This is a genomic window from Streptomyces sp. F001, from assembly GCF_004187715.1.
Lineage (GTDB): Bacteria > Actinomycetota > Actinomycetes > Streptomycetales > Streptomycetaceae > Streptomyces > Streptomyces flavusporus.
This window is the reverse complement of the sequence record NZ_QZWF01000020.1, coordinates 1-24,834: the sequence shown is the minus strand read 5'-3', so window position 1 is coordinate 24,834 and position 24,834 is coordinate 1. Positions and strand designations below refer to the sequence as shown.

The following is a 24,834-nucleotide window of genomic DNA, read 5'->3' as shown; positions in this document are numbered from 1 at the left end:
GCGGGACGTCGGGGTCGGGCACCGGGACGTGCCTCACAATGGGAGCCATGCCGATACCCGGGACACCCAGCCGCGCCGAGCTCGTCGAGCACCTTGTGAAGACCCGTATCGCGGGCGACGTCGCCACCCCGCGTGAGAACAACCTCTCCCACTACCGCCAACTGTCGAACGGCGTCCGCAACTTCTGGCTCGGCCTGGAGCTCGGCGACCGCTGGACCGACGAGCAGGACGTGCTCGCGGTGATGGCCGAGCGGGTCGGCGTGAACGACGACCCCGAGTACCGGTACGGCCAGGACACCATCGACCCCGAGCTCACCGTCGCCGCCCTGGAACGGCTCGCGGCACGGCTGCGCAAGGCGGCCGACAGCAAGCAGCGGGTGCTGTTCGCCACCGGCCACCCCGGCGGCCTGCTCGACGTGCACCGCGCCACGGCCGCCGCGCTGCGCGCCGCCGGCTGCGAGATCGTGGTGATCCCGGACGGGCTGCAGACGGACGAGGGCTACGTCATGCAGTTCGCGGACGTGGCGGTGCTGGAGCACGGCGCGACCCTGTGGCACACCCACTCGGGCGAGCCGATGAAGGCCATCCTCACCGCCATGGAACAGGGCGGCCGCGCCCTGCCCGACCTGGTCGTCGCCGACCACGGCTGGGCGGGCTACGCCGGCCAGCACGGCATCGACTCCGTCGGCTACGCCGACAGCAACGATCCGGCCCTGTTCCTCGCGGAGGCGGAGGGAACCGTCCAGGTGACGGTCCCCCTCGACGACCATGTGGTCAGCCCCCGGTACTACGACCCGATGACGGCGTATCTGCTGTCGGAGGCGGGGCTTACCTAGCCCGCGGTGCCCGCACGACACCTTCCTGGATCACCGAGATGGCGAGGTGGCCGTCCTGGGTGTAGATGCGGGCCTGGCCGAGACCCCGGCCGCCGTACGCCGACGGGGACTCCTGGTCGTACAGGAGCCACTCGTCGGCGCGGAACGGGCGGTGGAACCACATCGCGTGGTCCAGCGAGGCCCCGACCACGTCACCGACGGCCCAGCCGCCGCGGCCGTGCGCGAGCAGCACGGAGTCGAGGAGCGTCATGTCGGAGACGTACGTGGCGAGGACGATGTGCAGGAGGGGATCGTCGGCGAGTTTGCCGTTGGCGCGGAACCAGACCTGCGAGTGCGGCTCGCGCGGCTCGCCGAACTGCCCGTACGGCGGCTCGTCGACATAGCGCAGGTCGACGGCGGCGCGCGCCTCGAGGAACCTCTCGACCACCTGCGGGTCGATGTGGCCGTACCCGCTCAGCCGGTCCTCGGAGGTGGGGAGCGTGACCGGGTCGGGGGCCGGGGGCATCGGGGCCTGGTGGTCGAAGCCTTCCTCGTACTTCTGGAAGGACGCGGACAGGGCGAAGATCGGCTGCCCGTGCTGGATCGCGACGACCCGGCGGGTGGTGAAGGAGCGACCGTCGTTCATGCGGTCGACGGTGTAGACGATGGGCGCGCCGGGGTCGCCGGTGCGCAGGAAGTACGCGTGCAGGGAGTGCGGGGCCCGGTCCGCGGGGACCGTACGTCCGGCGGCGACGAGCGCCTGGGCCGCGACCTGCCCGCCGAAGACGCGCGGGACGACGGCGGACCGGGACTGGCCGCGAAAGATGTTCTCCTCGATCTGCTCCAGGTCGAGCAGATCGAGGAGAGACTGAAGTGCCTGGTTCATGGCCACTTTTCTACTGGCCAGTATTTTCCGGAACCTTACAGGCCCATGTCTTTTGCGATGATCGTCTTCATGATCTCGCTGGTCCCGCCGTAGATACGGTTCACGCGGTTGTCCGCGTACAGGCGGGCGATCGGGTACTCGTTCATGAAGCCGTAGCCACCGTGGAGCTGGAGGCAGCGGTCGATGACGCGGTGCGCGACCTCGGTGCAGAACAGCTTGGCGCTGGCAGCCTCGGCCGGGGTCAGTTCACCGGCGTCGAGGGCCTCCGTGGCGCGGTCGGCGACGGCCTCGGCCGCGTCCACCTCGGCCTGGCAGGCGGCCAGCTCGAACTTGGTGTTCTGGAAGTGGGCGACCGGCTTGCCGAAGACGGTCCGCTCCTGCACGTACTGCTTGGCGAACCGGACGGCGGCCTTGGCCTGGGCGTACGCGCCGTAGGCGATGCCCCAGCGCTCGGAGGCCAGGTTGTGGCCGAGGTAGTAGAAGCCCTTGTTCTCCTCGCCGAGCAGGTCCTCGACGGGCACCTTGACGTCGACGAACGCCAGCTCGGCGGTGTCGGAGGTCTTCAGGCCGAGCTTGTCGAGCTTGCGGCCGACGGAGTAGCCCTCGGCCTTGGTGTCCACGACGAAGAGGGATATGCCGTGGCGGCGGTCCTCGGCGGTGGGCGCGGCGGTGCGCGCGCAGACGATCATGCGGTCGGCGTGGACGCCACCGGTGATGAAGGTCTTGGCGCCGTTGAGGACGTAGTGCGTGCCGTCCTCGCTCAGCTTGGCGGTGGTCTTCATGCCCGCGAGGTCGGAGCCGGTGCCCGGCTCGGTCATCGCGATCGCCCACATCTCCTCACCGGAGACGAACTTCGGCAGGAAGCGCTTCTTCTGCTCGTCGGTGGCCAGCATCTTGATGTACGGCAGGCCGAGCAGCACGTGCACGCCGGAGCCGCCGAAGGTCACGCCCGCGCGGGCGGTCTCCTCGTAGAGCACGGCCTCGAACTTGTACGAGTCGATGCCTGCGCCGCCGTACTCCTCGTCCACACGGATACCGAAGACGCCGAGCTCGGCGAGCTTGTAGTAGAACTCGCGCGGCGCCTGCCCCGCGGCGAACCACTCGTCGTACACCGGTACGACCTCGGCCTCGATGAAGGCGCGCAAGGTCTCCCGGAACGCCTCGTGGTCCTCGTTGAACACAGTACGGCGCACCGCCGCCACCTCCACGGGTACATGTCTAAGCGCTTGCTCACTCAACCGTACCGGCGAGTACGAACCCGCGTCCAGAGTGCGCCCCCCGTAACGCTCGTCACGCCGCCCGGCGCTACTCCCCCGCCGCCGCGAACGCCCCCCGCGCCATCCGGTGCAGCAGCTCCGCCGTGGCCCCCCGCCCCGGAAGCGACCCCGGCCTGCCCAGGTGCGGGGTCGAGTTCAGCAGGCCGAAGACCGAGTGGACGGCCGAGCGGGCCGTCGGTTCGGACAGGCCCGGGTAGAGCTCGCGGACCACCTCCACCCAGAGTTCGACGTACTGCCGCTGGAGCTGGCGGACCAGCTTGCGGTCGCTGTCCCGGAGGCGGTCCAGCTCGCGGTCGTGCAGGGTGATGAGCGGGCGGTCGTCGAGCGCGAAGTCGATATGGCCCTCGATGAGCGAGTCGAGGACCGCCTCGGGGTTCCCGTCCGCCTCGGCGACCCTGCGCTTCCCGCCGGTCAGCAGCTGACCGCTGATGCCGACGAGCAGCTCGGCGAGCATCGCGTCCTTGCCCGCGAAGTGCCGGTAGAGACCGGGGCCGCTGATCCCGACCGCGGCGCCTATCTCGTCGACTCCGACCCCGTGGAAGCCGCGCTCGGCGAAGAGCCGGGCGGCCTCCTTGAGGATCTGCTCGCGGCGGGTGGGGGCGTCGGTTCTGGTGGCCATGGACTTGATTCTAGACAGGGAGGTTAGCGCTCGTTAACCTGAAGGAAATGCGTTAACGCTCATTAACAAGGTGAGGGGACCGCAGGATGCTTCAGGCACCGGAGCTGCACAGCGCGGCAGATCCCGCGTCGCAGGCCTGGCGCGCCAACGAGGAGGCGCACCGCGCCCTCGTCGCCGAGCTGCGCGCCAAGCTGGCCGCCGCCCGGCTCGGCGGCGGGGAGAAGGCCCGCGCCCGGCACACGGCGCGCGGCAAGCTGCTGCCGCGCGACCGCGTCGACGCCCTCCTGGACCCGGGTTCGCCGTTCCTGGAGCTGGCCCCGCTGGCGGCCGACGGGATGTACGACGACCAGGCCCCCGCGGCCGGAGTGATCGCCGGGATCGGGCGGGTGAGCGGCCGGGAGTGTGTGATCGTCGCCAATGACGCCACCGTCAAGGGCGGGACGTACTACCCGATGACGGTGAAGAAGCACCTGCGGGCGCAGGAGGTGGCGTACGAGAACCGCCTGCCGTGTGTGTATCTGGTCGACTCCGGCGGCGCCTTCCTGCCCATGCAGGACGAGGTCTTCCCGGACCGGGAGCACTTCGGGCGGATCTTCTACAACCAGGCGCGGATGTCCGGCGCCGGGATCCCGCAGATCGCCGCCGTGCTGGGCTCGTGCACGGCCGGCGGCGCGTACGTTCCCGCGATGAGCGACGAGGCCGTGATCGTCCGGAACCAGGGGACGATCTTCCTCGGCGGCCCCCCGCTCGTGAAGGCCGCCACCGGCGAGGTCGTCACCGCCGAGGAGCTCGGCGGCGGCGACGTGCACGCGCGCGTGTCCGGTGTCACCGACCACCTCGCGGAGGACGACGCGCACGCCCTGCGGATCGTGCGCACGATCGTCTCCACCCTCCCCGCGCGCGGGCAGCTGCCCTGGGAGGTGCAGCCGGCCGTCGAACCGAAGGTGGACCCGTACGGGCTGTACGGCGCGGTGCCGGCCGACCCCCGCACCCCCTACGACGTGCGCGAGATCATCGCGCGCGTGGTGGACGGCTCCCGTTTCGCCGAGTTCAAGGCCGAGTTCGGGCAGACCCTCGTCACCGGTTTCGCCCGGATCCACGGCCACCCGGTCGGCATCGTCGCCAACAACGGCATCCTCTTCTCCGAGTCCGCGCAGAAGGGCGCCCACTTCATCGAGCTGTGCGACCAGCGGGGGATCCCGCTGCTGTTCCTGCAGAACATCTCCGGGTTCATGGTGGGCAGGGACTACGAGGCCGGGGGCATCGCCAAGCACGGCGCCAAGATGGTCACGGCCGTCGCCTGTACACGCGTACCGAAGCTGACGGTGGTGGTCGGCGGCTCGTACGGCGCGGGCAACTACTCCATGTGCGGCCGGGCCTACTCCCCCCGCTTCCTGTGGATGTGGCCGAACGCCAAGATCTCCGTGATGGGCGGCGAGCAGGCCGCCTCCGTGCTGGCCACGGTCAAGCGGGACCAGCTCGAGGGGCGCGGAGAGTCCTGGCCCGCCGAGGAGGAAGAGGCTTTCAAGGCCCCGATCCGTGCGCAGTACGAGCGTCAGGGGAATGCCTACTACGCGACGGCCCGCCTCTGGGACGACGGGGTGATCGACCCCCTGGAGACCCGGCAGGTGGTCGGCCTGGCCCTGACCGCGTGCGCCAACGCGCCTCTGGGTGAGCCCCAGTTCGGCGTCTTCCGGATGTGAGGGGACCGATGTTCGACACCGTTCTTGTGGCCAACCGCGGCGAGATCGCCGTCCGTGTCATCCGTACGCTGCGGTCGCTCGGCGTGCGCTCCGTTGCCGTCTTCTCCGACGCCGACGCCGACGCCCGGCACGTACGCGAGGCCGACTCGGCGGTACGGATCGGTCCGGCACCGGCGGCCGAGAGCTATCTGTCGGTGGAGCGGATCCTTCAGGCGGCGGCTCGGACCGGCGCGCAGGCCGTCCACCCCGGGTACGGCTTCCTCGCCGAGAACGCCGGTTTCGCGCGCGCCTGCGCCGAGGCTGGGCTCGTCTTCATCGGGCCGCCCGCCGACGCCATCGCCCTGATGGGCGACAAGATCCGCGCCAAGGAGACGGTGAAGGCGGCCGGCGTGCCGGTCGTCCCCGGCGGCCGGGACCCCGAACTGTCCGAGGCCGCCCGGGAGCTGGGTGCGCCCGTGCTGCTCAAACCGAGCGCGGGCGGCGGCGGCAAGGGCATGCGCCTGGTGCGGGACCTGAGCGGGCTGGACGAGGAGATCGCGGCGGCGCGGCGTGAGGCGGCGGCTTCCTTCGGCGAGGACACCCTCCTCGTGGAGCGCTGGATCGACCGGCCCCGGCATATCGAGATCCAGGTCCTGGCCGACGGCCACGGGGGCGTCGTCCACCTGGGCGAGCGCGAGTGCTCGTTGCAGCGGCGGCACCAGAAGATCATCGAAGAGGCGCCGAGCGTGCTCCTCAGCGAGGAGACCCGGGCAGCAATGGGCCGAGCGGCCGTGGAAGCGGCCCGCTCGTGCGGATACGTCGGCGCGGGCACGGTCGAGTTCATCGTCCCGGGCGTCGACCCGTCGTCGTACTACTTCATGGAGATGAACACCCGCCTCCAGGTGGAGCACCCGGTCACCGAGCTGGTCACGGGCCTGGACCTGGTGGAGTGGCAGCTGCGGGTCGCGGCGGGCGAGCGACTGCCGTACGCACAGGACGACATCCGGCTCACCGGCCACGCCATAGAGGCCCGGATCTGCGCCGAGGACCCCACCCGCGGCTTCCTGCCGTCCGGCGGCACGGTGCTGAGGCTGCGCGAACCGCAGGGCGACGGTGTCCGTACGGACTCCGGGCTGAGCGAGGGCACGGAGGTCGGCAGCCTGTACGACCCGATGCTGTCCAAGGTGATCGCATACGGGCCGGACCGCGCGACCGCCCTGCGGAAGCTCCGTGCCGCCCTCGCGGAGACGGTCACGCTGGGCGTGCACACCAACGCCGGTTTCCTGCGGCGGCTGCTGGCCCATCCGGCGGTCGTCAGCGGCGACCTGGACACCGGGCTGGTCGAGCGGGAGGCCGAGGGGCTGGTCTCGACGGAGGTACCGGAGGAGGTGTACGAGGCGGCGGCGGCCGTACGTCTCGATGCGCTGAAGCCTCGCGCACAGGGCTGGGAGGACCCGTTCTCGGTCCCGAGCGGCTGGCGCCTGGGCGGCGCACCGAAGCCCGTCGGCTTCCATCTGCGGGTCTCCGACCCCGTGGAGTACGTCCCGCGCGGCACCCATATCATCGCCGAGGACCACGTCTCCGTCGCCCTCGACGGCGTACACCACACCTTCCACCGCGCCGCCGACTGGCTGGGCCGCGACGGCGACGCCTGGCACGTACGCGACCACGACCCGGTCGCTGCGTCCCTCGTCCGCGCCGCCCACTCCGGCGCCGACTCGCTCACCGCCCCCATGCCGGGGACGGTGACGGTGGTGAAGGTCGCCGTCGGCGACGAGGTGAGCGCCGGTCAGAGCCTGCTGGTGGTGGAGGCGATGAAGATGGAGCACGTCATCTCCGCCCCGCACGCCGGCACCGTCACCGAACTCGACGTCACGCCCGGCACGACGGTCGCCATGGACCAGGTGCTGGCGGTCATCGCCCCGGCAGCACAGGAGACGCCATGAGCACCCCGGCACTGGGCCTCCCCATGGTCGTACCGGCCCCGGACCTGCCCGCCCGGGTGCGGATCCACGAGGTCGGCGCCCGCGACGGACTGCAGAACGAGAAGGGCGCCGTCCCGACGGAGGTGAAGGCGGAGTTCATCCGCCGCCTGGCCGACGCGGGCCTGACCACCATCGAGGCCACGAGCTTCGTCCATCCCCAGTGGGTGCCCCAACTGGCGGACGCGGAGCAGCTGTTCCCGCTCGTCCGGGATGTGCCGGTCGAGCTCCCGGTCCTCGTGCCGAACGCCCGCGGACTCGACCGGGCGCTGGCGCTGAACGCGACCCGCGTCGCCGTCTTCGCCAGCGCCACCGAGTCCTTCGCGAAGGCCAATCTCAACCGCACGGTCGACGAGGCGCTGGCCATGTTCGCGCCGGTGGTCGCGCGGGCGAAGGCCGAGCAGGTGCACGTCCGCGGCTATCTGTCGATGTGCTTCGGCGACCCGTGGGAGGGCCCGGTCCCGATCCACCAGGTCGTGCGCGTCAGCAAGGCCTTGATGGACATGGGCTGCGACGAGCTGAGCCTGGGCGACACGATCGGCGTGGCGACGCCGGCCCATGTGCAGGACCTGCTGTCCCAGCTGAACGAGGAGGGCGTGCCGACCTCGGCGATCGGCGTGCACTTCCACGACACCTACGGCCAGGCCCTGGCCAACACCCTGGCCGCCCTCCAGCACGGCGTCACCACCGTCGACGCCTCCGCGGGTGGCCTCGGCGGCTGCCCGTACGCCAAGTCCGCCACGGGCAACCTCGCCACGGAAGACCTCGTGTGGATGCTGCAGGGCCTCGGCATCGACACCGGCGTCGACCTCGGCCGTCTCACCGCCACCAGCGTGTGGATGGCCGGCCACCTGGGCCGACCCAGCCCGTCCCGCACCGTACGAGCCCTCTCCCACCAGGAGCAGTGACGCACCATGGACCACCGACTCTCCCCCGAGCTGGAAGAACTCCGCCGTACCGTCGAGGAGTTCGCACACGATGTGGTCGCCCCCAAGATCGGCGACTACTACGAGCGGCACGAGTTCCCGTACGGGATCGTCCGCGAGATGGCCCGCATGGGCCTGTTCGGGCTGCCGTTCCCGGAGGAGTACGGGGGCATGGGCGGCGACTACCTCGCCCTGGGCGTCGCGCTGGAGGAACTGGCCCGCGTCGACTCGTCGGTGGCCATCACCCTGGAGGCGGGCGTCTCGCTGGGCGCGATGCCGATCTTCCGTTACGGCACCGAGGAGCAGAAGCGGCAGTGGCTCCCCCGGCTGTGCACGGGCGAGATCCTGGGCGCCTTCGGTCTGACGGAACCCGACGGCGGCTCGGATGCGAGCGCGACCCGTACGACGGCCCGGCTGGACGAGTCGACGAACGAGTGGGTGATCAACGGCACCAAGTGCTTCATCACCAACTCGGGTACGGACATCACGGGTCTGGTGACCGTGACGGCCGTGACGGGCCGGGGAGCCGACGGCAGGCCGCAGATCTCGGCGATCATCGTCCCGTCCGGCACCCCTGGCTTCACGGTGGCGGCCCCGTACTCGAAGGTCGGCTGGAACGCCTCGGACACCCGGGAGCTGTCCTTCGCCGACGTCCGGGTCCCGGCGGAGAACCTGCTGGGCGAACAGGGCCGCGGCTACGCCCAGTTCCTGCGCATCCTCGACGAGGGCCGGATCGCCATCGCGGCCCTCGCCACCGGCCTGGCGCAGGGCTGTGTGGACGAGTCGGTGACCTACGCGAAGGAACGCCACGCCTTCGGCCGCCCGATCGGCGCCAACCAGGCCATCCAGTTCAAGATCGCCGACATGGAGATGAAGGCCCACACGGCCCGCCTGGCCTGGCGCGACGCGGCGTCCCGCCTGGTGTCCGGCGAACCCTGCAAGAAGGAGGCGGCCCTGGCGAAGCTCTACTCCTCCACGATCGCCGTCGACAACGCCCGCGACGCCACCCAGATCCACGGCGGCTACGGCTTCATGAACGAGTACCCGGTGGCCCGTATGTGGCGCGACTCCAAGATCCTGGAGATCGGGGAGGGGACGAGCGAGGTGCAGCGGATGCTGATCGCGCGGGAGTTGGGGCTGGCTGGCTGAACACCCGGCGGTCTCGGCATAGACCACAGGCAAAGTCACCCATACGGCTGAACCCGCTCCGTTCACCCGCCGGAACGCACGCGTCCCACTACGTTCCGTCACATGGTCAGCTCAGCACACGAGGCGTTGCACCAGATCTTCAGGGAGGACCCGGGCCTGCTCGCCCGGGCCCTCCCGAAGGCCGGCATCGCCTTCCCGGAACCCATGGCGATCCAGCGTCTGGACACCGATCTCACGGAGATCAAGCCGCTGGAACGCCGTGTGGACACCCTGTTCCGGTTCGACACCGCGGACGCCGGAAGCTATCTGCTCGCCGTGGAGTCCCAGGGCAGGAAGGACCCGGACAAGCTCAACAGCTGGACGTACTACTTGGCACACCTCTACGCCAAGTACGAACTGCCGCCGATCCTCCTGGTCATGTGTCAGGACAAGGCCACCGCGTCCTGGGCCGCGGAGCCGATCCGGATCGGCCTGCCCACCTGCACCAGCATGGCGGTCTTCCCGCTGGTCCTGGGCCCGGACAACCTCCCGGCAATCACCGACCCGGACGTGGCGGCGCACGACATCCCCCTCTCCGTCTTCTCCGCCCTCACCCACGCCAAGGACCCCGCCCTCCCTGCGATACTTGACGCGCTGGCAACGGCGCTCGCCAACACCGGTGGCGAGACCGCGCAGAACTGGGCGGAATACACCGAGATCGGCCTGGGCGACGCCCAGACCCGCGCATTCTGGAGGCACCTGATGGCCACGTACACCCCTCGCTTCCCGGGCCGCGGCACCATCATCGAGGAATCCATCAACAAGGGCATGGCCGAGGGCAAGGCCAAAGGCCGCGCCGAGGGCCGCGCCGAGGACATCCTCCGCATCCTCCAGCTCCGCGGCATCGACATCCCCGAAGCCGCCCGGGAGCGCATCACCAGCTGCACCGACCTGGACACCCTCGGCACCTGGTTCGACCGGGCGCTCACCGCCGCCAGTGCGGAAGAGCTGTTCGGGGAGGCGTAGCCGCAAGCGCCGTAACGCAGCCAAGGCGCCGGCCCCGTAAGCAGACGGCTGCCGCTTGGCATACACCACGGCCGTCGGCGGCGGTGGTCTTGCAGCTGGTACCGCCGTATGCCGTCCATCAACTGCCGCGTCCACACCGGCGGACGGCCCGACTTGATGCCCTGCGGCAATAACGGCTCCAGCCGGGACAGGCCCTGGTCGAGAGGGGAAAGGCGACCTGAACGAATCCCAACAACCATTGATTCCAATGGAGTTGGGCCTCACCCCGTGAAGCAGCGAAGCCTATGAGGGACTCACAGGTTTCGATTGCCAGGGGCCCACCCCTGGACAAGATCTGAGGTTAGGCTAACCTACCTTCGAATTGTCCGGCGGGTGATCCGCCCCGTTCGAAAGCAGCCACACCCATGCCCAACGCCCGTGCCACCCACCTCACCCGCCGCGGCATACTCGCCGCCGGTGGCGCCCTCGGCCTCGGCGCCGTGCTCGCAGCCTGCGGCGACGAAGACACGAACAGCGGCGGCTCGGACTCGACGGCGTCCGCCAAGGCCTCCGGCCCCTGGTCCTTCAAGGACGACCGAGGCACCACGGTGAAGCTCGACAAGGTGCCCGCGAACATCGTCGCGTTCACCGGTGTCGCCGCCGCCCTCTACGACTACGGCATCCAGGTCAAGGGCGTCTTCGGCCCGACCACGACCACGGACGGCAAGCCCGACGTCCAGGCCGGCGATCTGGACGTCAGCAAGGTCACGGTCCTCGGTAACGCCTGGGGCAAGCTCAACGTGGAGAAGTACGCTGCCCTTTCGCCGGACGTGCTCCTCACCACGACGTTCGACGACGCGGGCACCCTCTGGTCCGTGCCCGAGGAGTCCAAGGACCAGATCGCCAAGCTCGCCCCGAGCGTCGCCATCTCCGTCTACGACCGCCAGATGACCGAGCCGCTGCAGCGCATGTGGGGGCTGGCCGAGTCGCTCGGCGCGGACATGAAGGCCGACAAGGCCGTCCAGGCGAAGAAGAAGTTCGAGGAGGCCGCCGCCCGGCTGCGTGCCGCCGCCAAGGCCAAGCCCGACATCAAGGTGCTGGCCGGCTCCGCAAGCGATCAGCTCTTCTACGTCTCCGGCACCAACTTCTCCATCGACCTGGAGTACTTCAAGGCCCTCGGCGTGAACTTCGTCGAGCCCTCGGAGAAGGCCAAGGAGGCGACCGGCGGCTGGTTCGAGTCCCTGAGCTGGGAGAACGTCGACAAGTACGCGGCCGACATCATCATCATGGACGACCGCTCCTCCACCATCCAGCCCGCCGACATCACCGAGAGCACCTGGAAGAAGCTGCCCGCGGTCAAGGCCGGGCAGGTCATCGCGCGTTCACCCGAGCCGATTCTGTCGTACGACAAGTGCACGCCGTTGCTGACGAGTCTGGCCGAGGCGATCGAGAAGGCGAAGAAGGTCAGCTGAGCGCTCCGCTGGAGAGCCGAATGAGCGCCGTGGGTGCCATTCGTCGTGGGTGAACTGCGGGACGCCAGTGGCTGGTCGCGCAGTTCCCCGCGCCCCTGAGGGGCGCGACCAACCCCCTGACATGACTCAGGAGCCTTGATGTCGACCGGCGTAGCCGACCCGTTCCGTTTCTTTTCTCTTCAGGTCGTACGGACGAAGCGGCTCGGGCCGTCTCTCGTCCGGGTCACCTTTGGCGGGCCCGATCTGAGGGACTTCCGCTCCGACGGGTGTGATCAGTCCCTGTCGCTGTTCCTGCCCCACCCGGGGCAGAGTGAGCCGCAGGTTCCCATCGAGCTCGGTGATCACTGGTGGCAGGGCTGGCGCGCGCTGCCCGATGACGTGCGGGCGGTGATGCGTTCGTACACGCTTCGGGCGCTGCGCCGCGACCCCGATGAGATCGACATCGATTTCGTGCTCCACGGTGTCGAAGCCGGCGCCGCCGTGCCCGCCGGTCCCGCCTCCCGGTGGGCCGCGCGGGCCGCCGCCGGTGACCGGGTCCTGCTGCTCGGCCCGGCGATCGCGGACAACCGGGCGATCCGGTTCCGGCCGCCGGAGGACACCGACCTGATGGTGATCTGGGGTGACGAGACCGCCGTACCGGCCGCCGCCGCCATCCTCGAGTCGCTGCCGGCCGGCACCCGCGCCCGGGTCTGGCTGGAGGTGCACCATGCCGAGGACATCCAGGACCTGGTGACCGAGGCCGACGCCGAGGTCACCTGGCTCGTCGAGGACGAGTCGCGCGGCGAGGTCCCCCACCGCCTCAAGGGCGTGGGAGGTGCCCCCATCCCCATGGCCCTCGCCGCGCTCAGGGCTACCCAGCTCCCGCCCGCCGAGCACCCGTACGTGTGGATCGCGGGCGAGTCGTCCTGCGTGAAGCAGCTGCGCCGGCACTTCGTCGGCGAACGCGGCATCGACCGCCGTCGGGTCACGTTCGTGGGCTACTGGCGGCAGGGGCTGACCGAGGAGCAGCTGCGCGAGCAGGGCGAGTAACCGCTGCCCCGCAGGCCGCGGTTCGGAGTGATCGTGATCACGGTGGGGCCGACGTTTCGCAAGTGATACTTAGGTTAGGCTAACCTAAATTAAGCCGGGCGGGCCCCGCCTCTCACCCGTCCCGCACGGACCGTCCCCACCGGAGGACCCCCACATGCGCTCGCACCTGCTCAATGACACGACCGCGGAGCAGTACCGCCGCTCCGTGACCGAGGGAGTCGAGCGGGTGGCGGCCAAACTCGCCACCACCACCCGTCCGTTCACCGGCGTCACGGTCGACGCCCTCTCTCCCCGCATCGAGCAGATCGACCTCGACAAGCCGCTGCACGACACCGCCGCGGTCCTGGACGAACTGGAGGACGTCTACCTCCGGGACGCGATCTACTTCCACCACCCCCGCTACCTGGCCCACCTCAACTGCCCGGTCGTCATCCCGGCCGTGCTCGGCGAGGCGATCCTCTCCGCCGTCAACTCCTCCCTCGACACCTGGGACCAGTCGGCCGGTGGCACCCTCATCGAGCGCAAGCTCATCGACTGGACCGCCGAGCGCATCGGCCTCGGCCCGGCAGCCGACGGTGTGTTCACCTCCGGCGGCACCCAGTCCAACCTCCAGGCGCTGTTGCTGGCCCGCGAGGAGGCCAAAACCCACTCCTTCGCCGAACTGCGCATCTTCGCCTCCGAGGTGAGCCACTTCAGCGTCAAGAAGTCGGCGAAACTGCTCGGCCTGAGCCAGGACTCCGTGGTCTCCATCCCCGTCGACCACGACAAGCGCATGCAGACGGTCGCGCTCGCCCATGAGCTGGAGCGCTGCAAGAGGGACGGTCTCGTCCCCATGGCAGTGGTCGCCACCGCCGGCACCACCGACTTCGGCTCCATCGACCCGCTGCCCGAAATCGCCGAGCTGTGTGCCCAGTACGGCGCCTGGATGCACGTCGACGCCGCCTACGGCTGCGGACTGCTCACCTCGCTCACCCGCCGCGCCCTCCTCGACGGCATCGAGCGAGCCGACTCGGTCACCGTGGACTACCACAAGTCCTTCTTCCAGCCGGTGAGTTCGTCGGCGGTCCTGGTCCGCGACGCGGCCACGCTGCGCCACGCCACCTACCACGCGGAGTACCTCAACCCGCGCCGCATGGTGCAGGAACGTATCCCCAACCAGGTCGACAAGTCCCTCCAGACCACCCGCCGCTTCGATGCCCTCAAGCTGTGGATGACGCTGCGCGTGATGGGCGCCGACGGCATCGGGCAGCTCTTCGACGAGGTCTGCGACCTGGCGGAGGAGGGCTGGAAACTGCTCGCCGCCGACCCGCGCTACGACGTCGTCGTCGAGCCGAGCCTGTCCACCCTGGTCTTCCGCTACATCCCTGCGTCCGTCACCGACCCCGCCGAGATCGACCGCGCCAATCTCTACGCCCGCAAGGCCCTGTTCGCCTCCGGCGAGGCCATCGTCGCGGGCACCAAGGTGAACGGCCGTCACTACCTGAAGTTCACCCTGCTCAACCCCGAGACGAAGGCGTCCGACATCGCCGCCGTCCTCGATCTGATCGCCGGCCATGCCGAGCAGTACCTGGGAGAATCCCTTGACCGCGCTTCCTGACACCACGAAAAAGACCTACGACTTCGTGGGGATCGGGCTCGGCCCGTTCAACCTCGGCCTCGCCTGCCTCACCGAGCCCATAACCGAACTCGACGGGGTCTTCCTGGAGTCGAAGCCCGACTTCGAGTGGCACGCCGGCATGTTCCTCGACGGCGCCCATCTCCAGACGCCGTTCATGTCGGACCTGGTCACCCTGGCCGACCCGACATCCCCGTACTCCTTCCTCAACTACCTGAAGGAGCAGGGCCGCCTGTACTCGTTCTACATCCGCGAGAACTTCTACCCGCTGCGTGTCGAGTACGACGACTACTGCCGCTGGGCCGCGAACAGAGCGAGCAGCATCCGCTTCAACACGACGGTCACCGAGGTGACGTACGAGGACGACCTGTACGTCGTGAAGACACAGACCGGCGACGTGTACCGCGCCCGCCACCTGGTCCTCGGCACCGGCACCTCGCCGTACATCCCCGAGGCCTGCCGTGACCTGGGCGGCGACTTCCTCCACAACTCGCGCTACATGCAGCACAAGGCGGAGTTGCAGCAGAAGGAGTCGATCACGCTGGTCGGCAGCGGCCAGTCCGCCGCCGAGATCTACTACGACCTGCTCAGCGAGATCGACGTCCACGGCTACCAGCTGAACTGGGTGACGCGCTCCCCGCGCTTCTTCCCCCTGGAGTACACCAAGCTCACGCTGGAGATGACCTCCCCGGAGTACATCGACTACTACCACGCGCTGCCGGAGAAGACCCGCTACCGTCTCATGGCCGAACAGAAGGGCCTGTTCAAGGGCATCGACGGCGACCTGATCAACGAGATCTTCGACCTGCTCTACCAGAAGAACCTCGGCGGCCCGGTCCCGACGCGGCTGCTCACCAACTCGTCCCTGAACAGCGCGTCGTACGACAACGGCACGTACACCCTGGGCTTCCGTCAGGAGGAGCAGGAGCGGGACTTCGAGATCACCTCGCAGGGCCTGGTCCTCGCCACCGGCTACAAGTACATCGAGCCGGAGTTCCTGGCGCCGATCCGCGACCGGCTCGTCCACGACTCCCAGGGCAACTTCGACGTCGCCCGCAACTACGCCGTCGATGTCACCGGCAGAGGCGTCTTCCTCCAGAACGCCGGCGTCCACACCCACAGCATCACGTCCCCCGACCTGGGCATGGGCGCGTACCGCAACAGCTACATCATCCGCGAGCTGCTCGGCTCGGAGTACTACCCGGTCGAGAAGACCATCGCGTTCCAGGAGTTCGCCGTATGACCTTCACTTTCCGCCCTCTCGACCCCCTGAAGGACGCGGAGCTCCTGCACGCCTGGGTCACGCACCCCAAGGCGGCCTTCTGGATGATGCAGGGCGCCAGGCTGGAGGACGTCGAGCGCGAGTACATGCGGATCGCGGCCGACGAGCACCACCATGCGCTGCTCGGGCTGCAGGACGGCGAACCCGCCTTCCTCATGGAGAAGTACGACCCCGCACACCGTGAACTGGTCGGCCTCTACGAGCCCCGGCCCGGAGACGTCGGCATGCACTTCCTGGTGCCGCCGACGGACACACCGGTCCACGGGTTCACCCGGTCCGTCATCACCGCCGTCATGGCGCACCTCTTCGAGGACCCGGCGGTGGAACGCGTCGTCGTCGAGCCGGACGTGTCCAACAAGGCCGTGCACGCCCTGAACGAGGCCGTCGGCTTCGTGGCCGAGCGCGAGATCCAGAAGCCGGAGAAGAAGGCGTTGCTGAGCTTCTGCACCCGTGAGCAGTTCTTTGAAATTCAACACAGTCTGGCGGCGACGGGGGTGGCCGCATGAGCCTCGCCGACGCCGTGGCCCACCTCTCCCCCGAGCGCTGGGAGCAGGCCAACCGCCTGCTGATCCGCAAGGCCCTCGCCGAGTTCGCGCACGAGCGGCTGATCACCCCCGAGCAGGACGGCGACGAGTACGTCGTCCGTAGCGACGACGGGCTGACGCGGTACCACTTCACCGCCACCCGCCGCGCCCTCGACCACTGGCAGGTCGACGCCGGCTCCATCACCCGCCACCGGGACGGCACCGAGCTCCCGCTCGCCGCGCTGGACTTCTTCATCGAGCTGAAGCAGGCGCTCGGTCTGAGCGACGAGATCCTCCCCGTCTACCTGGAGGAGATCTCCTCCACCCTCTCGGGCATCTGCTACAAGCTCACCAAGCCGCAGGTCCCGGTCGCCGAGCTCGCGAAAAGCGGCTTCCAGGACATCGAGACCGGCATGACCGAGGGCCACCCCTGCTTCGTCGCCAACAACGGGCGGCTCGGCTTCGGGATCCACGAGTACCTGTCGTACGCCCCCGAGACCGCGAGCCCGGTCCGGCTGGTGTGGCTGGCCGCGCACCGGTCGCGGGCGGCGTTCACGGCCGGCATCGGGATCGAGTACGAGTCCTTTCTGCGGGACGAGTTGGGCGATGTGACGCTGAACCGTTTCCGCGACACACTCTCGGACCAGGGCCTCGACCCCGCCGACTATCTCCTCATCCCCGTCCACCCCTGGCAGTGGTGGAACAAGCTCACCGTCACCTTCGCCGCCGAGGTGGCGCGCGGATACCTGGTGTGCCTCGGTGAGGGCGACGACGAGTACCTGGCCCAGCAGTCCATCCGCACCTTCTTCAACCGGTCCCACTCCGAGAAGCACTACGTGAAGACGGCCCTGTCCGTCATCAACATGGGCTTCATGCGCGGACTGTCCGCCGCCTACATGGAGGCCACCCCGGCGATCAACGACTGGCTCGCCCAGCTCATCGAGGGCGACCCGGTGCTGAAGTCGACGGGCCTGTCGATCATCCGCGAGCGGGCGGCGGTCGGCTACCGGCACCTGGAGTACGAGAAGGCGACGGACCGCTACTCGCCGTACCGCAAGATGCTGGCCGCGCTGTGGCGGGAGAGCCCGGTGCCGTCGCTCCAGGAGGGCGAGTCCCTCGCCACCATGGCCTCCCTGCTCCACCTGGACCACGAGGGCGCCTCCTTCGCGGGCGCGCTGATCGAGCAGTCGGGGCTGGCGCCGCAGGAGTGGCTGCGCCGCTACCTGCGGGCGTACTTCACCCCGCTGCTGCACAGCTTCTACGCCTACGACCTGGTCTTCATGCCGCACGGCGAGAACGTCATCCTGGTGCTGAAGGACGGCGCCGTCCAGCGCGCGATCTACAAGGACATCGCCGAGGAGATCGCGGTCATGGACCGGGACGCGGTACTGCCGCCGACGGTGGAGCGACTGCGCGTGGACGTCCCCGAGGACAAGAAGCTCCTGTCCGTCTTCACGGACGTCTTCGACTGTTTCTTCCGCTTCCTCGCCGCGAACCTCGCCACCGAGGGGATCCTGGAGGAGGACGACTTCTGGGGCACGGTCGCCGACGTCACCCGTGAGTACCAGGCGTCGATGCCCGAACTCGCCGACAAGTTCCGGCAGTACGACATGTTCGCCCCCGAGTTCGCGCTGTCCTGCCTCAACCGGCTCCAGCTGCGCAACAACGAGCAGATGGTGGACCTCGCGGACCCGTCCGGCGCACTCCAGCTGGTCGGCAACCTGAAGAACCCCATCGCAGGGCGCTGAGCCCCTCGGACGGACGGGCACCCCGGAGTACGGTCCTCCGGGGTGCCCGTCAGCGTTCCCTGAGCTCCCACAGGTGTGGACCACTCTCTCGTGAGCCGGGTGGAACAATCCCCCTCATGGTGGAAATCATCCAGAAGGACGGCACATGGGTCTTCGACGGCGACGCCCTGCGGCTGACCCCAGGGCGGGACAAGAACGTCGGTCTGCTGCGCAAGGCGCTGGGTGAACTCGTCGTACCTCTGGGGGCGTTGGCAGGCATATCCTTCGAACACGGCCGTAAGACGGGACGGCTCCGGCTGCGGCTGCGGGACGGCGCCGATCCGCTGCTGCACGCGACCGGCGGCCGGCTGACCGAACCCCACGACCCGTACCAGCTGATCGTCGACTCCGACCGCTACGGCGTCGCCGAGTACGTCGTGGACGAGGTGCGCAACGCCCTTCTGCTGGACCAGGTGCCCTCCGACCCGGTCTCCCAGTACCTGCTGCCGGGCCCGGCGGTCCCGCTGTCGGCCGCCGCCGGCGACGGCACCGCGAGTTTCGACGGCGAGCAGGTGCGCCTGGAGTGGAACTGGAAGACGGAGGACGCCAAGTCGGCCGCCGGCACCCGCGTCCTGGCGGTCACCGACATCGCGGCCGTGGAGTGGCATCCGGCGGCCGGCCTGGAGAACGGCTACCTCCGCTTCACCGTGAAGAACGCCCCCACCAATGCCCCGCCGAAGTACGACCCCAACTCCGTGGAGCTCTGGGGCTTCAAGAAGGACCCGCTGATGGCCCTGGTCGCGGCGGCCGTACAGGCCCGCCTCCCGCATCCGGCCGCGGCCGCCGCGGACGCCCCCGCTCCGGACGCGGCACCGCCCGCGCAGGCCGCCCCCGCGACCGAGGACGACCATGACGCGCTGCTGCGCCGCCTGCGCGAGCTGGGCGAGCTGCACCGTTCGGGTGTGCTCACCGACGAGGAGTTCGCGCTGGCCAAGCAGGCGGTCCTGAAACGGATGCAGTGAGGGTCGCACACGGGTCACACACAGCTCCTGCCCGGAAACGGGCAGGAATCTTGCGAAACCGTCTCCCGTACTCCAGGATCTACCGGGTGCACGACGAACTCGTTGATCATCTGACGCGGTCCTCGCCCCTCAGCCGGGGCGAGGCGCTGCGCGTGATCCAGGACGTGCTCGCCTACTTCGACGAGACGACCGAGGAATACGTCCGTCGCCGCCACCGCGAGCTCCAGGCGCAGGGCCTGGTGAACGCGACGATCTTCGAACGGATCGAGGCGGACCTGAAATATCGCGCGGTGGCGCCGCCCGAGCTCACGCTCAGGCAGCTCCGGCGCATCGTCTACGGCTGAGGAATACGTATATATATGTGCGGAATCGTCGGATACATCGGGAAGCGTGACGTCGCCCCCCTGCTCCTGGAAGGCCTGCAGCGCCTGGAGTACCGCGGCTACGACTCGGCGGGCATCGTCGTCACGTCCCCGAAGGCGGCCGGCCTGAAGATGGTCAAGGCCAAGGGCCGGGTCCGGGACCTGGAGGCCAAGGTGCCGGCCCGCTTCAAGGGCACCACCGGCATCGCCCACACCCGCTGGGCCACTCACGGCGCCCCCTCCGACGTCAACGCCCACCCGCACCTCGACGCCGAGAGCAAGGTCGCCGTCGTCCACAACGGCATCATCGACAACGCCTCCGACCTGCGCCGCAAGCTGGAGGCGGACGGCGTCGAGTTCCTCTCCGAGACCGACACCGAGGTCCTCGTCCACCTCATCGCCCGCTCCCAGGCGGAGAAGCTGGAGGACAAGGTCCGCGAGACCCTCCGGCTCATCGAGGGCACGTACGGCATCGCCGTCCTGCACGCCGACTTCCCCGACCGGATCGTCGTCGCCCGCAACGGCTCCCCGGTCGTCCTCGGCATCGGCGAGAAGGAGATGTTCGTCGCCTCGGACATCGCCGCGCTGGTCACCCACACCCGCCAGATAGTGACCCTCGACGACGGCGAGATGGCCACCCTCAAGGCCGACGACTTCCGCACGTACACCACCGAGGGCACCCGCACCACCGCCGAGCCGACCACCGTCGAGTGGGAGGCCGCCTCGTACGACATGGGCGGCCACGACACGTACATGCACAAGGAGATCCACGAGCAGGCCGACGCCGTGGACCGCGTGCTGCGCGGCCGCATCGACGACCGCTTCTCCACCGTGCACCTCGGCGGCCTGAACCTGGACGCCCGCGAGGCCCGCCGGATCCGCCGCGTGAAGATCCTCGGCTGCGGCACCTCGTACCACGCGGGCATGATCGGCGCCCAGATGATCGAGGAGCTGGCCCGCATCCCCGCCGACGCCGAGCCGGCCTCGGAGTTCCGCTACCGCAACGCGGTCGTCGACCCCGACACCCTCTACATCGCCGTCTCGCAGTCCGGCGAGACGTACGACGTCCTGGCGGCCGTCCAAGAACTGAAGCGCAAGGGCGCGCGGGTGCTGGGCATCGTGAACGTGGTCGGCTCCGCGATCGCCCGCGAGGCAGACGGCGGCATCTACGTGCACGCGGGCCCGGAGGTCTGCGTGGTGTCGACCAAGTGCTTCACGAACACCACGGTCGCCTTCGCCCTCCTCGCCCTCCACCTCGGCCGCACCCGCGACCTCTCGGTCCGGGACGGCAAGCGGATCATCGAGGGCCTGCGCCGGCTGCCGGAGCAGATCGCCGAGATCATGAAGCAGGAGGAGGAGATCGAGAAGCTGGCCAAGCAGTACGCCGACGCCCGCTCGATGCTCTTCATCGGCCGCGTGCGTGGCTACCCCGTGGCCCGTGAGGCCTCCCTGAAGCTCAAGGAGGTCTCCTACATCCACGCCGAGGCCTACCCCGCCTCCGAGCTGAAGCACGGCCCGCTCGCCCTCATCGAGCCCGCCCTCCCGACGGTTGCGATCGTTCCCGACGACGACCTGCTGGAGAAGAACCGCGCCGCGATGGAGGAGATCAAGGCCCGCAGCGGCAAGATCCTCGCGGTGGCCCACCAGGAACAGGAGAAGGCCGACCAGACGATCGTCGTCCCGAAGAACGAGGACGAGTTGGACCCGATCCTGATGGGCATCCCCCTCCAACTCCTCGCGTACCACACGGCCTTGGCCCTCGGCAGGGACATCGACAAGCCGAGGAACCTCGCCAAGTCAGTAACGGTCGAGTAGAGGCCTTTAGGGGCGCGGGGCTGTATCGATATGCGGCTCCGCCGCGTGGGCGCGACAAGCCCCCACACGCCCGCAGAGGCCATACAAAGAGGACGGCCCCCCACGTGTTGCCACCGAACACGGGGGGTCCGCCCTATTCGCCGGGGAGCCGCCCAACCCCCCAGCCTGCGCAGCTAACCGGTGGCCGTCACTCCCCGGCCCGCCGCGCGTCGCGGAAGAGCCGTCGGCCAGTGCGCAAGTGCCGCAGTCGCGGCGTACCAGGCCACCGCCCCCGCCGCCACGGCGAACCAGCCACCCACCTTGGTCAGACCGTCGCCGTCGGCGAAGTTGGCGATCGCCATGAGCAACAGGGCGACGAAGAACAGCCCGTACGCACCCTGTCCGAGCTGGTCCCCACCCGCGAGGGTGAGAGACAGCGCCACAAGAGCGAACAGCAGCAGGAAGAGCCCCGCCGCGTTGGCGGATACCTGGTTGTCGACGGACACGGCCCACGTGAACCACAGCGCGCCGAGCACCGAGAACGCCGTACCACCGACGGAGTCCCGCTCACGGAAGGCCATCAGCCCGGCGACGAAGAGGGCAATGCCGCCCACGTACTGGGCGATTGATACGGCGTCAGCAGCCGACACACCGTCGATCACGCCGGTGTGGCCAAGCCCGAAGGCCAACAGGGTGATACCCAGGGCGAGTCGGCCGACCACGGTAGTGATTCCGCTTCCCGCAGAGACGTCGTTGTCCACGGCGGGCTCCCTTCATGCATGTGCAGTTGTACGGTGACCGGTATATGCCCTTCACAAAGGCACAAACACATCTACGCGCGAGTAGATTTGTCCAGCGCGCAAAGGGAGTTCGCCGTGCCCACCGGGCATCTCACCTGGGCCAACGGCGAGTTACGGAATCACAACGACGGGCCTCTTGGCCCGCTTGGCGAGCCGCCCGGCGACCGAGCCGAAGATGCGCCCGACGATGCCGTGCGTGGAGCCGACGACGATCGCGTCCGCTTCGTACTCCCGCCCGACCTCCTCGAGTTCGTGGCAGATGTCACCGCCGCGCTCGACGAGGATCCAGGGCACCTCGGCGAGGTAGTCCGCGCAGGCGAGTTCCAGACCCAGGACCTCGGTCCGGTGGTCGGGAACATCCACGAACACGGGTGGCTCGCAGCCGGCCCACACGGTGGTGGGCAGCCGGTTGGCCACATGGACGATGATCAGGCCCGCACGGGAGCGCTGGGCCATGCCGATCGCGTACGCGAGGGCGCGCTCACTGGAGGTCGAGCCGTCGAAGCCGACGACGACGCCGTGCTTGAAGGCGGGGTCGCACGCATGGCGTGACTCTTCCGCCGCCAGGGGATCGGCCGCCGTCGGGTCGGCAACCGGCCGCTTGCGGTCCGCGGGTTCGAAGAATTCGTGACCGGCCATGGCTGTCTCGGCGTTGTGATCCTTATATGGGAGGGACGACAGTGTGCGGCGGAGCTGTGTCCGGGAATCATCTTCCCGACCCCATACCCTCAAGGGTACGGCGGCACGCCTCCTTAGCCCAGATCCCGCGCACGTCCGCGGCGGGTTCCCCGGAGCATGCACGAGGGGGCGCCCGTAACGCAATGGTTGCTGCCCCGTACAGGCGGTTTGCACAGCATTCAATTACATGAGGGTGCGCCTTCCGCCCGGCGACGACCCAGATCAGGCCCCGCCCGAAGCCGGGAGTGACCGACCGGTCGAACAGGCGTTGAACCCCGTGACCATCGCCACAGGGAGCCCGATGTCCGCACCCCCCACGCCCCCGAGGCACACCCCGGGACCCCGCCCGGCCCCGACCCGGTGACCGACCTGATCCGCTGGGCCGCCTTCAGCTGTGCCCTCGTCCCGGTGGTGCTGCTCTGGTACGGAACCTCCCTGGCCGGCGCCGCCGGCACCGCCCTCGGTCTCGCGGTCGTCACCGCCGTCTGCCGGCTTCTGCTGCGCCGCTCTGAGCGCGGCGCCCGGCTGCTCGCCGAGGAAGGTGCGCCCCAGCGGGGCCGGCATCACCGGACCGGCCCGGGGGCGCACCGGGGCGGACGCCGGTCAGGCGGAAATACTCCGGCCGGTTGACCGGTTTCCGCGCACGCGCCCGTATCTTTTCAGCCAACTTCTCAAGGGTGTGCATCACCGACCCCAAGCACCCCTCACCCCCCGTTCGACCTGCACGGAAAGGGTCTCGGGGGGCTCGCGCACCCTACGTGGATTGGCCACTGCTACAAGGCGCACTTCCCTGCACGGCCCGGGAGTGCAACGCTTCGTGATCGAATGCTTTACGCCAAGTTGCCAAGTCGACAATGCGCCCGGTGATGAACCGGCCACGCCGGCACGGCGGAACACAGTAGATTCGATCTTGACTGTCTACGGCGGGGGACTCGTGCAGGACCAAGGGGAAACGTGCAGGAGCGACACAACCGAGGAGCCGCGACCACCAAGGGGGGCTTAGCAGTATGAGCCACGACTCCACCGCCGCGCCCGATGCCGCAGTCCGGAAACTCTCCGGGCGACGCCGCAAGGAGATCGTCGCGGTGCTGCTGTTCAGCGGCGGCCCCATCTTCGAGAGTTCCATACCGCTGTCGGTGTTCGGGATCGACCGCCAGGACGCCGGCGTGCCGCGCTACCGACTGCTGGTGTGCGGCGGCGAGGAAGGCCCACTGCGGACCACAGGGGGCCTGGAACTCAGCGCACCGCATGGCCTGGAGGCGATCGCCCGGGCGGGCACGGTGGTCGTGCCGGCCTGGCGTTCGATCACTTCACCGCCACCGGAGGAGGCGCTCGACGCGCTGCGCCGGGCGCACGAGGAGGGTGCCCGCATCGTGGGCCTGTGCACCGGCGCGTTCGTGCTGGCCGCCGCCGGCCTGCTGGACGGCCGCCCGGCCACGACCCACTGGATGTACGCACCGACCCTGGCCAAGCGCTACCCGTCGGTGCATGTCGACCCGCGTGAGCTGTTCGTCGACGACGGAGACGTACTGACCTCCGCGGGCACCGCAGCCGGGATCGACCTGTGTCTGCACATCGTGCGGACGGACCACGGCAACGAGGCGGCCGGCGCGCTGGCCCGGCGTCTGGTGGTCCCCCCGCGCCGGAGCGGCGGTCAGGAGCGCTACCTCGATCGGTCTTTACCAGAGGAAATCGGCGCCGACCCGCTCGCCGAGGTCGTCGCCTGGGCGCTGGAACACCTCCACGAGCAGTTCGACGTCGAGACGCTGGCCGCGCGTGCGTACATGAGCCGGCGCACCTTCGACCGCCGGTTCCGCTCACTGACGGGCAGCGCGCCGCTGCAGTGGCTGATCACCCAGCGAGTGCTGCAGGCGCAGCGCCTGCTGGAGACGTCGGACTACTCGGTGGACGAGGTGGCGGGCCGCTGCGGCTTCCGCTCGCCGGTCGCCCTGCGCGGCCACTTCCGCCGCCAGCTGGGCTCGTCCCCGGCCGCGTACCGGGCGGCGTACCGCGCCCGGCGCCCGCAGTCCGACCGCCCGTCGGACAGCGAGGGCCCGACCAGCCCGCCCCCACCGATGACCGGACCGCCGGCCCAGGCGGGGCCTCCGGCCGCGCCCCTGCACCCGGAGGCCCCGGTCCCGCTCCAGACCCGCCGCACGGCCGCGAGCGCGGTCGGCTCATCGGCGCCCCTGTCGCCCGACCACGCCCG

General features: G+C 69.4%; 22 protein-coding genes. 17 read left to right on the top strand and 5 right to left on the bottom strand.

Going from position 1 to position 24,834, the window contains the following annotated elements; translation table 11 throughout:
• Window positions 1–47: 47 nt before the first annotated feature.
• Window positions 48–836 (top strand): phosphatase, encoded by a 789-nt coding sequence (locus StrepF001_RS36625; RefSeq protein ID WP_129802487.1) that lies wholly within the window; start codon window positions 48–50, stop codon window positions 834–836.
• On the opposite strand, the gene StrepF001_RS36620 is transcribed toward StrepF001_RS36625, so the two are convergent.
• The 3 genes from StrepF001_RS36620 to StrepF001_RS36610 form a co-directional block, all read right to left on the bottom strand.
• A complete protein-coding gene (locus tag StrepF001_RS36620; protein WP_129802486.1) occupies window positions 829–1,701 on the bottom strand; it encodes an acyl-CoA thioesterase II in 873 nt (290 codons plus the stop codon). The genes StrepF001_RS36625 and StrepF001_RS36620 overlap by 8 nt on opposite strands.
• Window positions 1,702–1,736: 35 nt before the next feature.
• Complete coding sequence (locus tag StrepF001_RS36615; protein WP_129802485.1) at window positions 1,737–2,894, bottom strand: acyl-CoA dehydrogenase family protein; 1,158 nt, start codon at window positions 2,892–2,894, stop codon at window positions 1,737–1,739.
• A gap of 112 nt (window positions 2,895–3,006) precedes the next feature.
• Complete coding sequence (locus StrepF001_RS36610; protein ID WP_129802484.1) at window positions 3,007–3,597, bottom strand: TetR/AcrR family transcriptional regulator; 591 nt, start codon at window positions 3,595–3,597, stop codon at window positions 3,007–3,009.
• Window positions 3,598–3,683: 86 nt separating this feature from the next.
• On the opposite strand from StrepF001_RS36610, the gene StrepF001_RS36605 reads away from it, so the two are divergent.
• The 14 genes from StrepF001_RS36605 to glmS all read left to right on the top strand — a co-directional run bounded on the left by StrepF001_RS36605 (window position 3,684) and on the right by glmS (window position 21,168).
• Window positions 3,684–5,300, top strand: coding sequence for a carboxyl transferase domain-containing protein (locus StrepF001_RS36605; RefSeq protein WP_129802483.1), 1,617 nt, complete (start codon window positions 3,684–3,686; stop codon window positions 5,298–5,300).
• A gap of 8 nt (window positions 5,301–5,308) precedes the next feature.
• The gene (locus tag StrepF001_RS36600; RefSeq protein WP_129802482.1) at window positions 5,309–7,225 is read left to right on the top strand and encodes a biotin carboxylase N-terminal domain-containing protein; all 1,917 of its coding nucleotides are present in this window, start codon (window positions 5,309–5,311) and stop codon (window positions 7,223–7,225) included.
• On the top strand, window positions 7,222–8,169 hold the full coding sequence (locus StrepF001_RS36595) for a hydroxymethylglutaryl-CoA lyase (RefSeq protein WP_129802481.1): 948 nt from the start codon (window positions 7,222–7,224) through the stop codon (window positions 8,167–8,169). Before StrepF001_RS36600 ends, StrepF001_RS36595 begins: the two co-directional genes overlap by 4 nt.
• Before the next feature lie 6 nt (window positions 8,170–8,175).
• Entirely contained in the window at window positions 8,176–9,336 is a 1,161-nt protein-coding gene (locus tag StrepF001_RS36590; RefSeq protein ID WP_129802480.1) for an acyl-CoA dehydrogenase family protein, read from the top strand.
• Between the two features lie 102 nt (window positions 9,337–9,438).
• Window positions 9,439–10,341, top strand: a complete 903-nt coding sequence (locus tag StrepF001_RS36585) for a hypothetical protein (protein ID WP_129802479.1) — start codon at window positions 9,439–9,441, stop codon at window positions 10,339–10,341.
• 404 nt (window positions 10,342–10,745) lie between these two features.
• Window positions 10,746–11,792 (top strand): ABC transporter substrate-binding protein, encoded by a 1,047-nt coding sequence (locus StrepF001_RS36580; protein WP_129802478.1) that lies wholly within the window; start codon window positions 10,746–10,748, stop codon window positions 11,790–11,792.
• Window positions 11,793–11,930: 138 nt separating this feature from the next.
• Window positions 11,931–12,821 carry a siderophore-interacting protein gene (locus StrepF001_RS36575; protein WP_129802477.1) on the top strand — a complete coding sequence of 297 codons (891 nt, stop codon included), beginning with the start codon at window positions 11,931–11,933 and terminating at the stop codon, window positions 12,819–12,821.
• Window positions 12,822–12,975: 154 nt separating this feature from the next.
• Window positions 12,976–14,418 carry a lysine decarboxylase DesA gene (gene desA, locus StrepF001_RS36570; protein ID WP_129802476.1) on the top strand — a complete coding sequence of 481 codons (1,443 nt, stop codon included), beginning with the start codon at window positions 12,976–12,978 and terminating at the stop codon, window positions 14,416–14,418.
• Window positions 14,402–15,679: a lysine N(6)-hydroxylase/L-ornithine N(5)-oxygenase family protein gene (locus StrepF001_RS36565; RefSeq protein ID WP_240797828.1), complete on the top strand. Its 1,278-nt coding sequence runs from the start codon at window positions 14,402–14,404 to the stop codon at window positions 15,677–15,679. Before desA ends, StrepF001_RS36565 begins: the two co-directional genes overlap by 17 nt.
• Window positions 15,676–16,224, top strand: coding sequence for a GNAT family N-acetyltransferase (locus StrepF001_RS36560; RefSeq protein WP_129802474.1), 549 nt, complete (start codon window positions 15,676–15,678; stop codon window positions 16,222–16,224). The genes StrepF001_RS36565 and StrepF001_RS36560 overlap by 4 nt, the downstream gene beginning before the upstream one ends.
• Window positions 16,221–17,990, top strand: coding sequence for an IucA/IucC family siderophore biosynthesis protein (locus tag StrepF001_RS36555; protein ID WP_129802473.1), 1,770 nt, complete (start codon window positions 16,221–16,223; stop codon window positions 17,988–17,990). Before StrepF001_RS36560 ends, StrepF001_RS36555 begins: the two co-directional genes overlap by 4 nt.
• Before the next feature lie 116 nt (window positions 17,991–18,106).
• On the top strand, window positions 18,107–18,991 hold the full coding sequence (locus tag StrepF001_RS36550) for a DUF4429 domain-containing protein (RefSeq protein ID WP_129802472.1): 885 nt from the start codon (window positions 18,107–18,109) through the stop codon (window positions 18,989–18,991).
• 86 nt (window positions 18,992–19,077) lie between these two features.
• A complete protein-coding gene (locus tag StrepF001_RS36545) occupies window positions 19,078–19,335 on the top strand; it encodes a hypothetical protein (RefSeq protein WP_129802545.1) in 258 nt (85 codons plus the stop codon).
• A 15-nt stretch (window positions 19,336–19,350) separates the two neighbouring features.
• Entirely contained in the window at window positions 19,351–21,168 is a 1,818-nt protein-coding gene (gene glmS, locus StrepF001_RS36540; protein ID WP_129802471.1) for a glutamine--fructose-6-phosphate transaminase (isomerizing), read from the top strand.
• A gap of 173 nt (window positions 21,169–21,341) precedes the next feature.
• Here the strand turns inward: glmS and StrepF001_RS36535 are convergent, their stop codons facing one another.
• Together StrepF001_RS36535 and StrepF001_RS36530 are read right to left on the bottom strand one after the other, a co-directional pair.
• Window positions 21,342–21,908 (bottom strand): GPR1/FUN34/YaaH family transporter, encoded by a 567-nt coding sequence (locus StrepF001_RS36535; RefSeq protein ID WP_129802470.1) that lies wholly within the window; start codon window positions 21,906–21,908, stop codon window positions 21,342–21,344.
• 150 nt (window positions 21,909–22,058) lie between these two features.
• Complete coding sequence (locus tag StrepF001_RS36530; RefSeq protein ID WP_129802469.1) at window positions 22,059–22,586, bottom strand: universal stress protein; 528 nt, start codon at window positions 22,584–22,586, stop codon at window positions 22,059–22,061.
• Between the two features lie 399 nt (window positions 22,587–22,985).
• On the opposite strand from StrepF001_RS36530, the gene StrepF001_RS36525 reads away from it, so the two are divergent.
• Together StrepF001_RS36525 and StrepF001_RS36520 are read left to right on the top strand one after the other, a co-directional pair.
• Entirely contained in the window at window positions 22,986–23,255 is a 270-nt protein-coding gene (locus tag StrepF001_RS36525; protein WP_129802468.1) for a hypothetical protein, read from the top strand.
• Between the two features lie 377 nt (window positions 23,256–23,632).
• A partial coding sequence (locus StrepF001_RS36520; protein WP_129802467.1) for a helix-turn-helix domain-containing protein occupies window positions 23,633–24,834 on the top strand: 1,202 nt, incomplete at its 3' end.

Coding starts and splice junctions, on each gene's coding strand:
- StrepF001_RS36625 (WP_129802487.1), top strand. CDS start 48: ATGCCGATACCCGGGACACCCAGCCGCGCCGAGCTCGTCGAGCACCTT.
- StrepF001_RS36620 (WP_129802486.1), bottom strand. CDS start 1,701: ATGAACCAGGCACTTCAGTCTCTCCTCGATCTGCTCGACCTGGAGCAG.
- StrepF001_RS36610 (WP_129802484.1), bottom strand. CDS start 3,597: ATGGCCACCAGAACCGACGCCCCCACCCGCCGCGAGCAGATCCTCAAG.
- StrepF001_RS36605 (WP_129802483.1), top strand. CDS start 3,684: ATGCTTCAGGCACCGGAGCTGCACAGCGCGGCAGATCCCGCGTCGCAG.
- StrepF001_RS36600 (WP_129802482.1), top strand. CDS start 5,309: ATGTTCGACACCGTTCTTGTGGCCAACCGCGGCGAGATCGCCGTCCGT.
- StrepF001_RS36595 (WP_129802481.1), top strand. CDS start 7,222: ATGAGCACCCCGGCACTGGGCCTCCCCATGGTCGTACCGGCCCCGGAC.
- StrepF001_RS36590 (WP_129802480.1), top strand. CDS start 8,176: ATGGACCACCGACTCTCCCCCGAGCTGGAAGAACTCCGCCGTACCGTC.
- StrepF001_RS36585 (WP_129802479.1), top strand. CDS start 9,439: ATGGTCAGCTCAGCACACGAGGCGTTGCACCAGATCTTCAGGGAGGAC.
- StrepF001_RS36580 (WP_129802478.1), top strand. CDS start 10,746: ATGCCCAACGCCCGTGCCACCCACCTCACCCGCCGCGGCATACTCGCC.
- StrepF001_RS36575 (WP_129802477.1), top strand. CDS start 11,931: ATGTCGACCGGCGTAGCCGACCCGTTCCGTTTCTTTTCTCTTCAGGTC.
- desA (WP_129802476.1), top strand. CDS start 12,976: ATGCGCTCGCACCTGCTCAATGACACGACCGCGGAGCAGTACCGCCGC.
- StrepF001_RS36560 (WP_129802474.1), top strand. CDS start 15,676: ATGACCTTCACTTTCCGCCCTCTCGACCCCCTGAAGGACGCGGAGCTC.
- StrepF001_RS36555 (WP_129802473.1), top strand. CDS start 16,221: ATGAGCCTCGCCGACGCCGTGGCCCACCTCTCCCCCGAGCGCTGGGAG.
- StrepF001_RS36550 (WP_129802472.1), top strand. CDS start 18,107: ATGGTGGAAATCATCCAGAAGGACGGCACATGGGTCTTCGACGGCGAC.
- glmS (WP_129802471.1), top strand. CDS start 19,351: ATGTGCGGAATCGTCGGATACATCGGGAAGCGTGACGTCGCCCCCCTG.
- StrepF001_RS36530 (WP_129802469.1), bottom strand. CDS start 22,586: ATGGCCGGTCACGAATTCTTCGAACCCGCGGACCGCAAGCGGCCGGTT.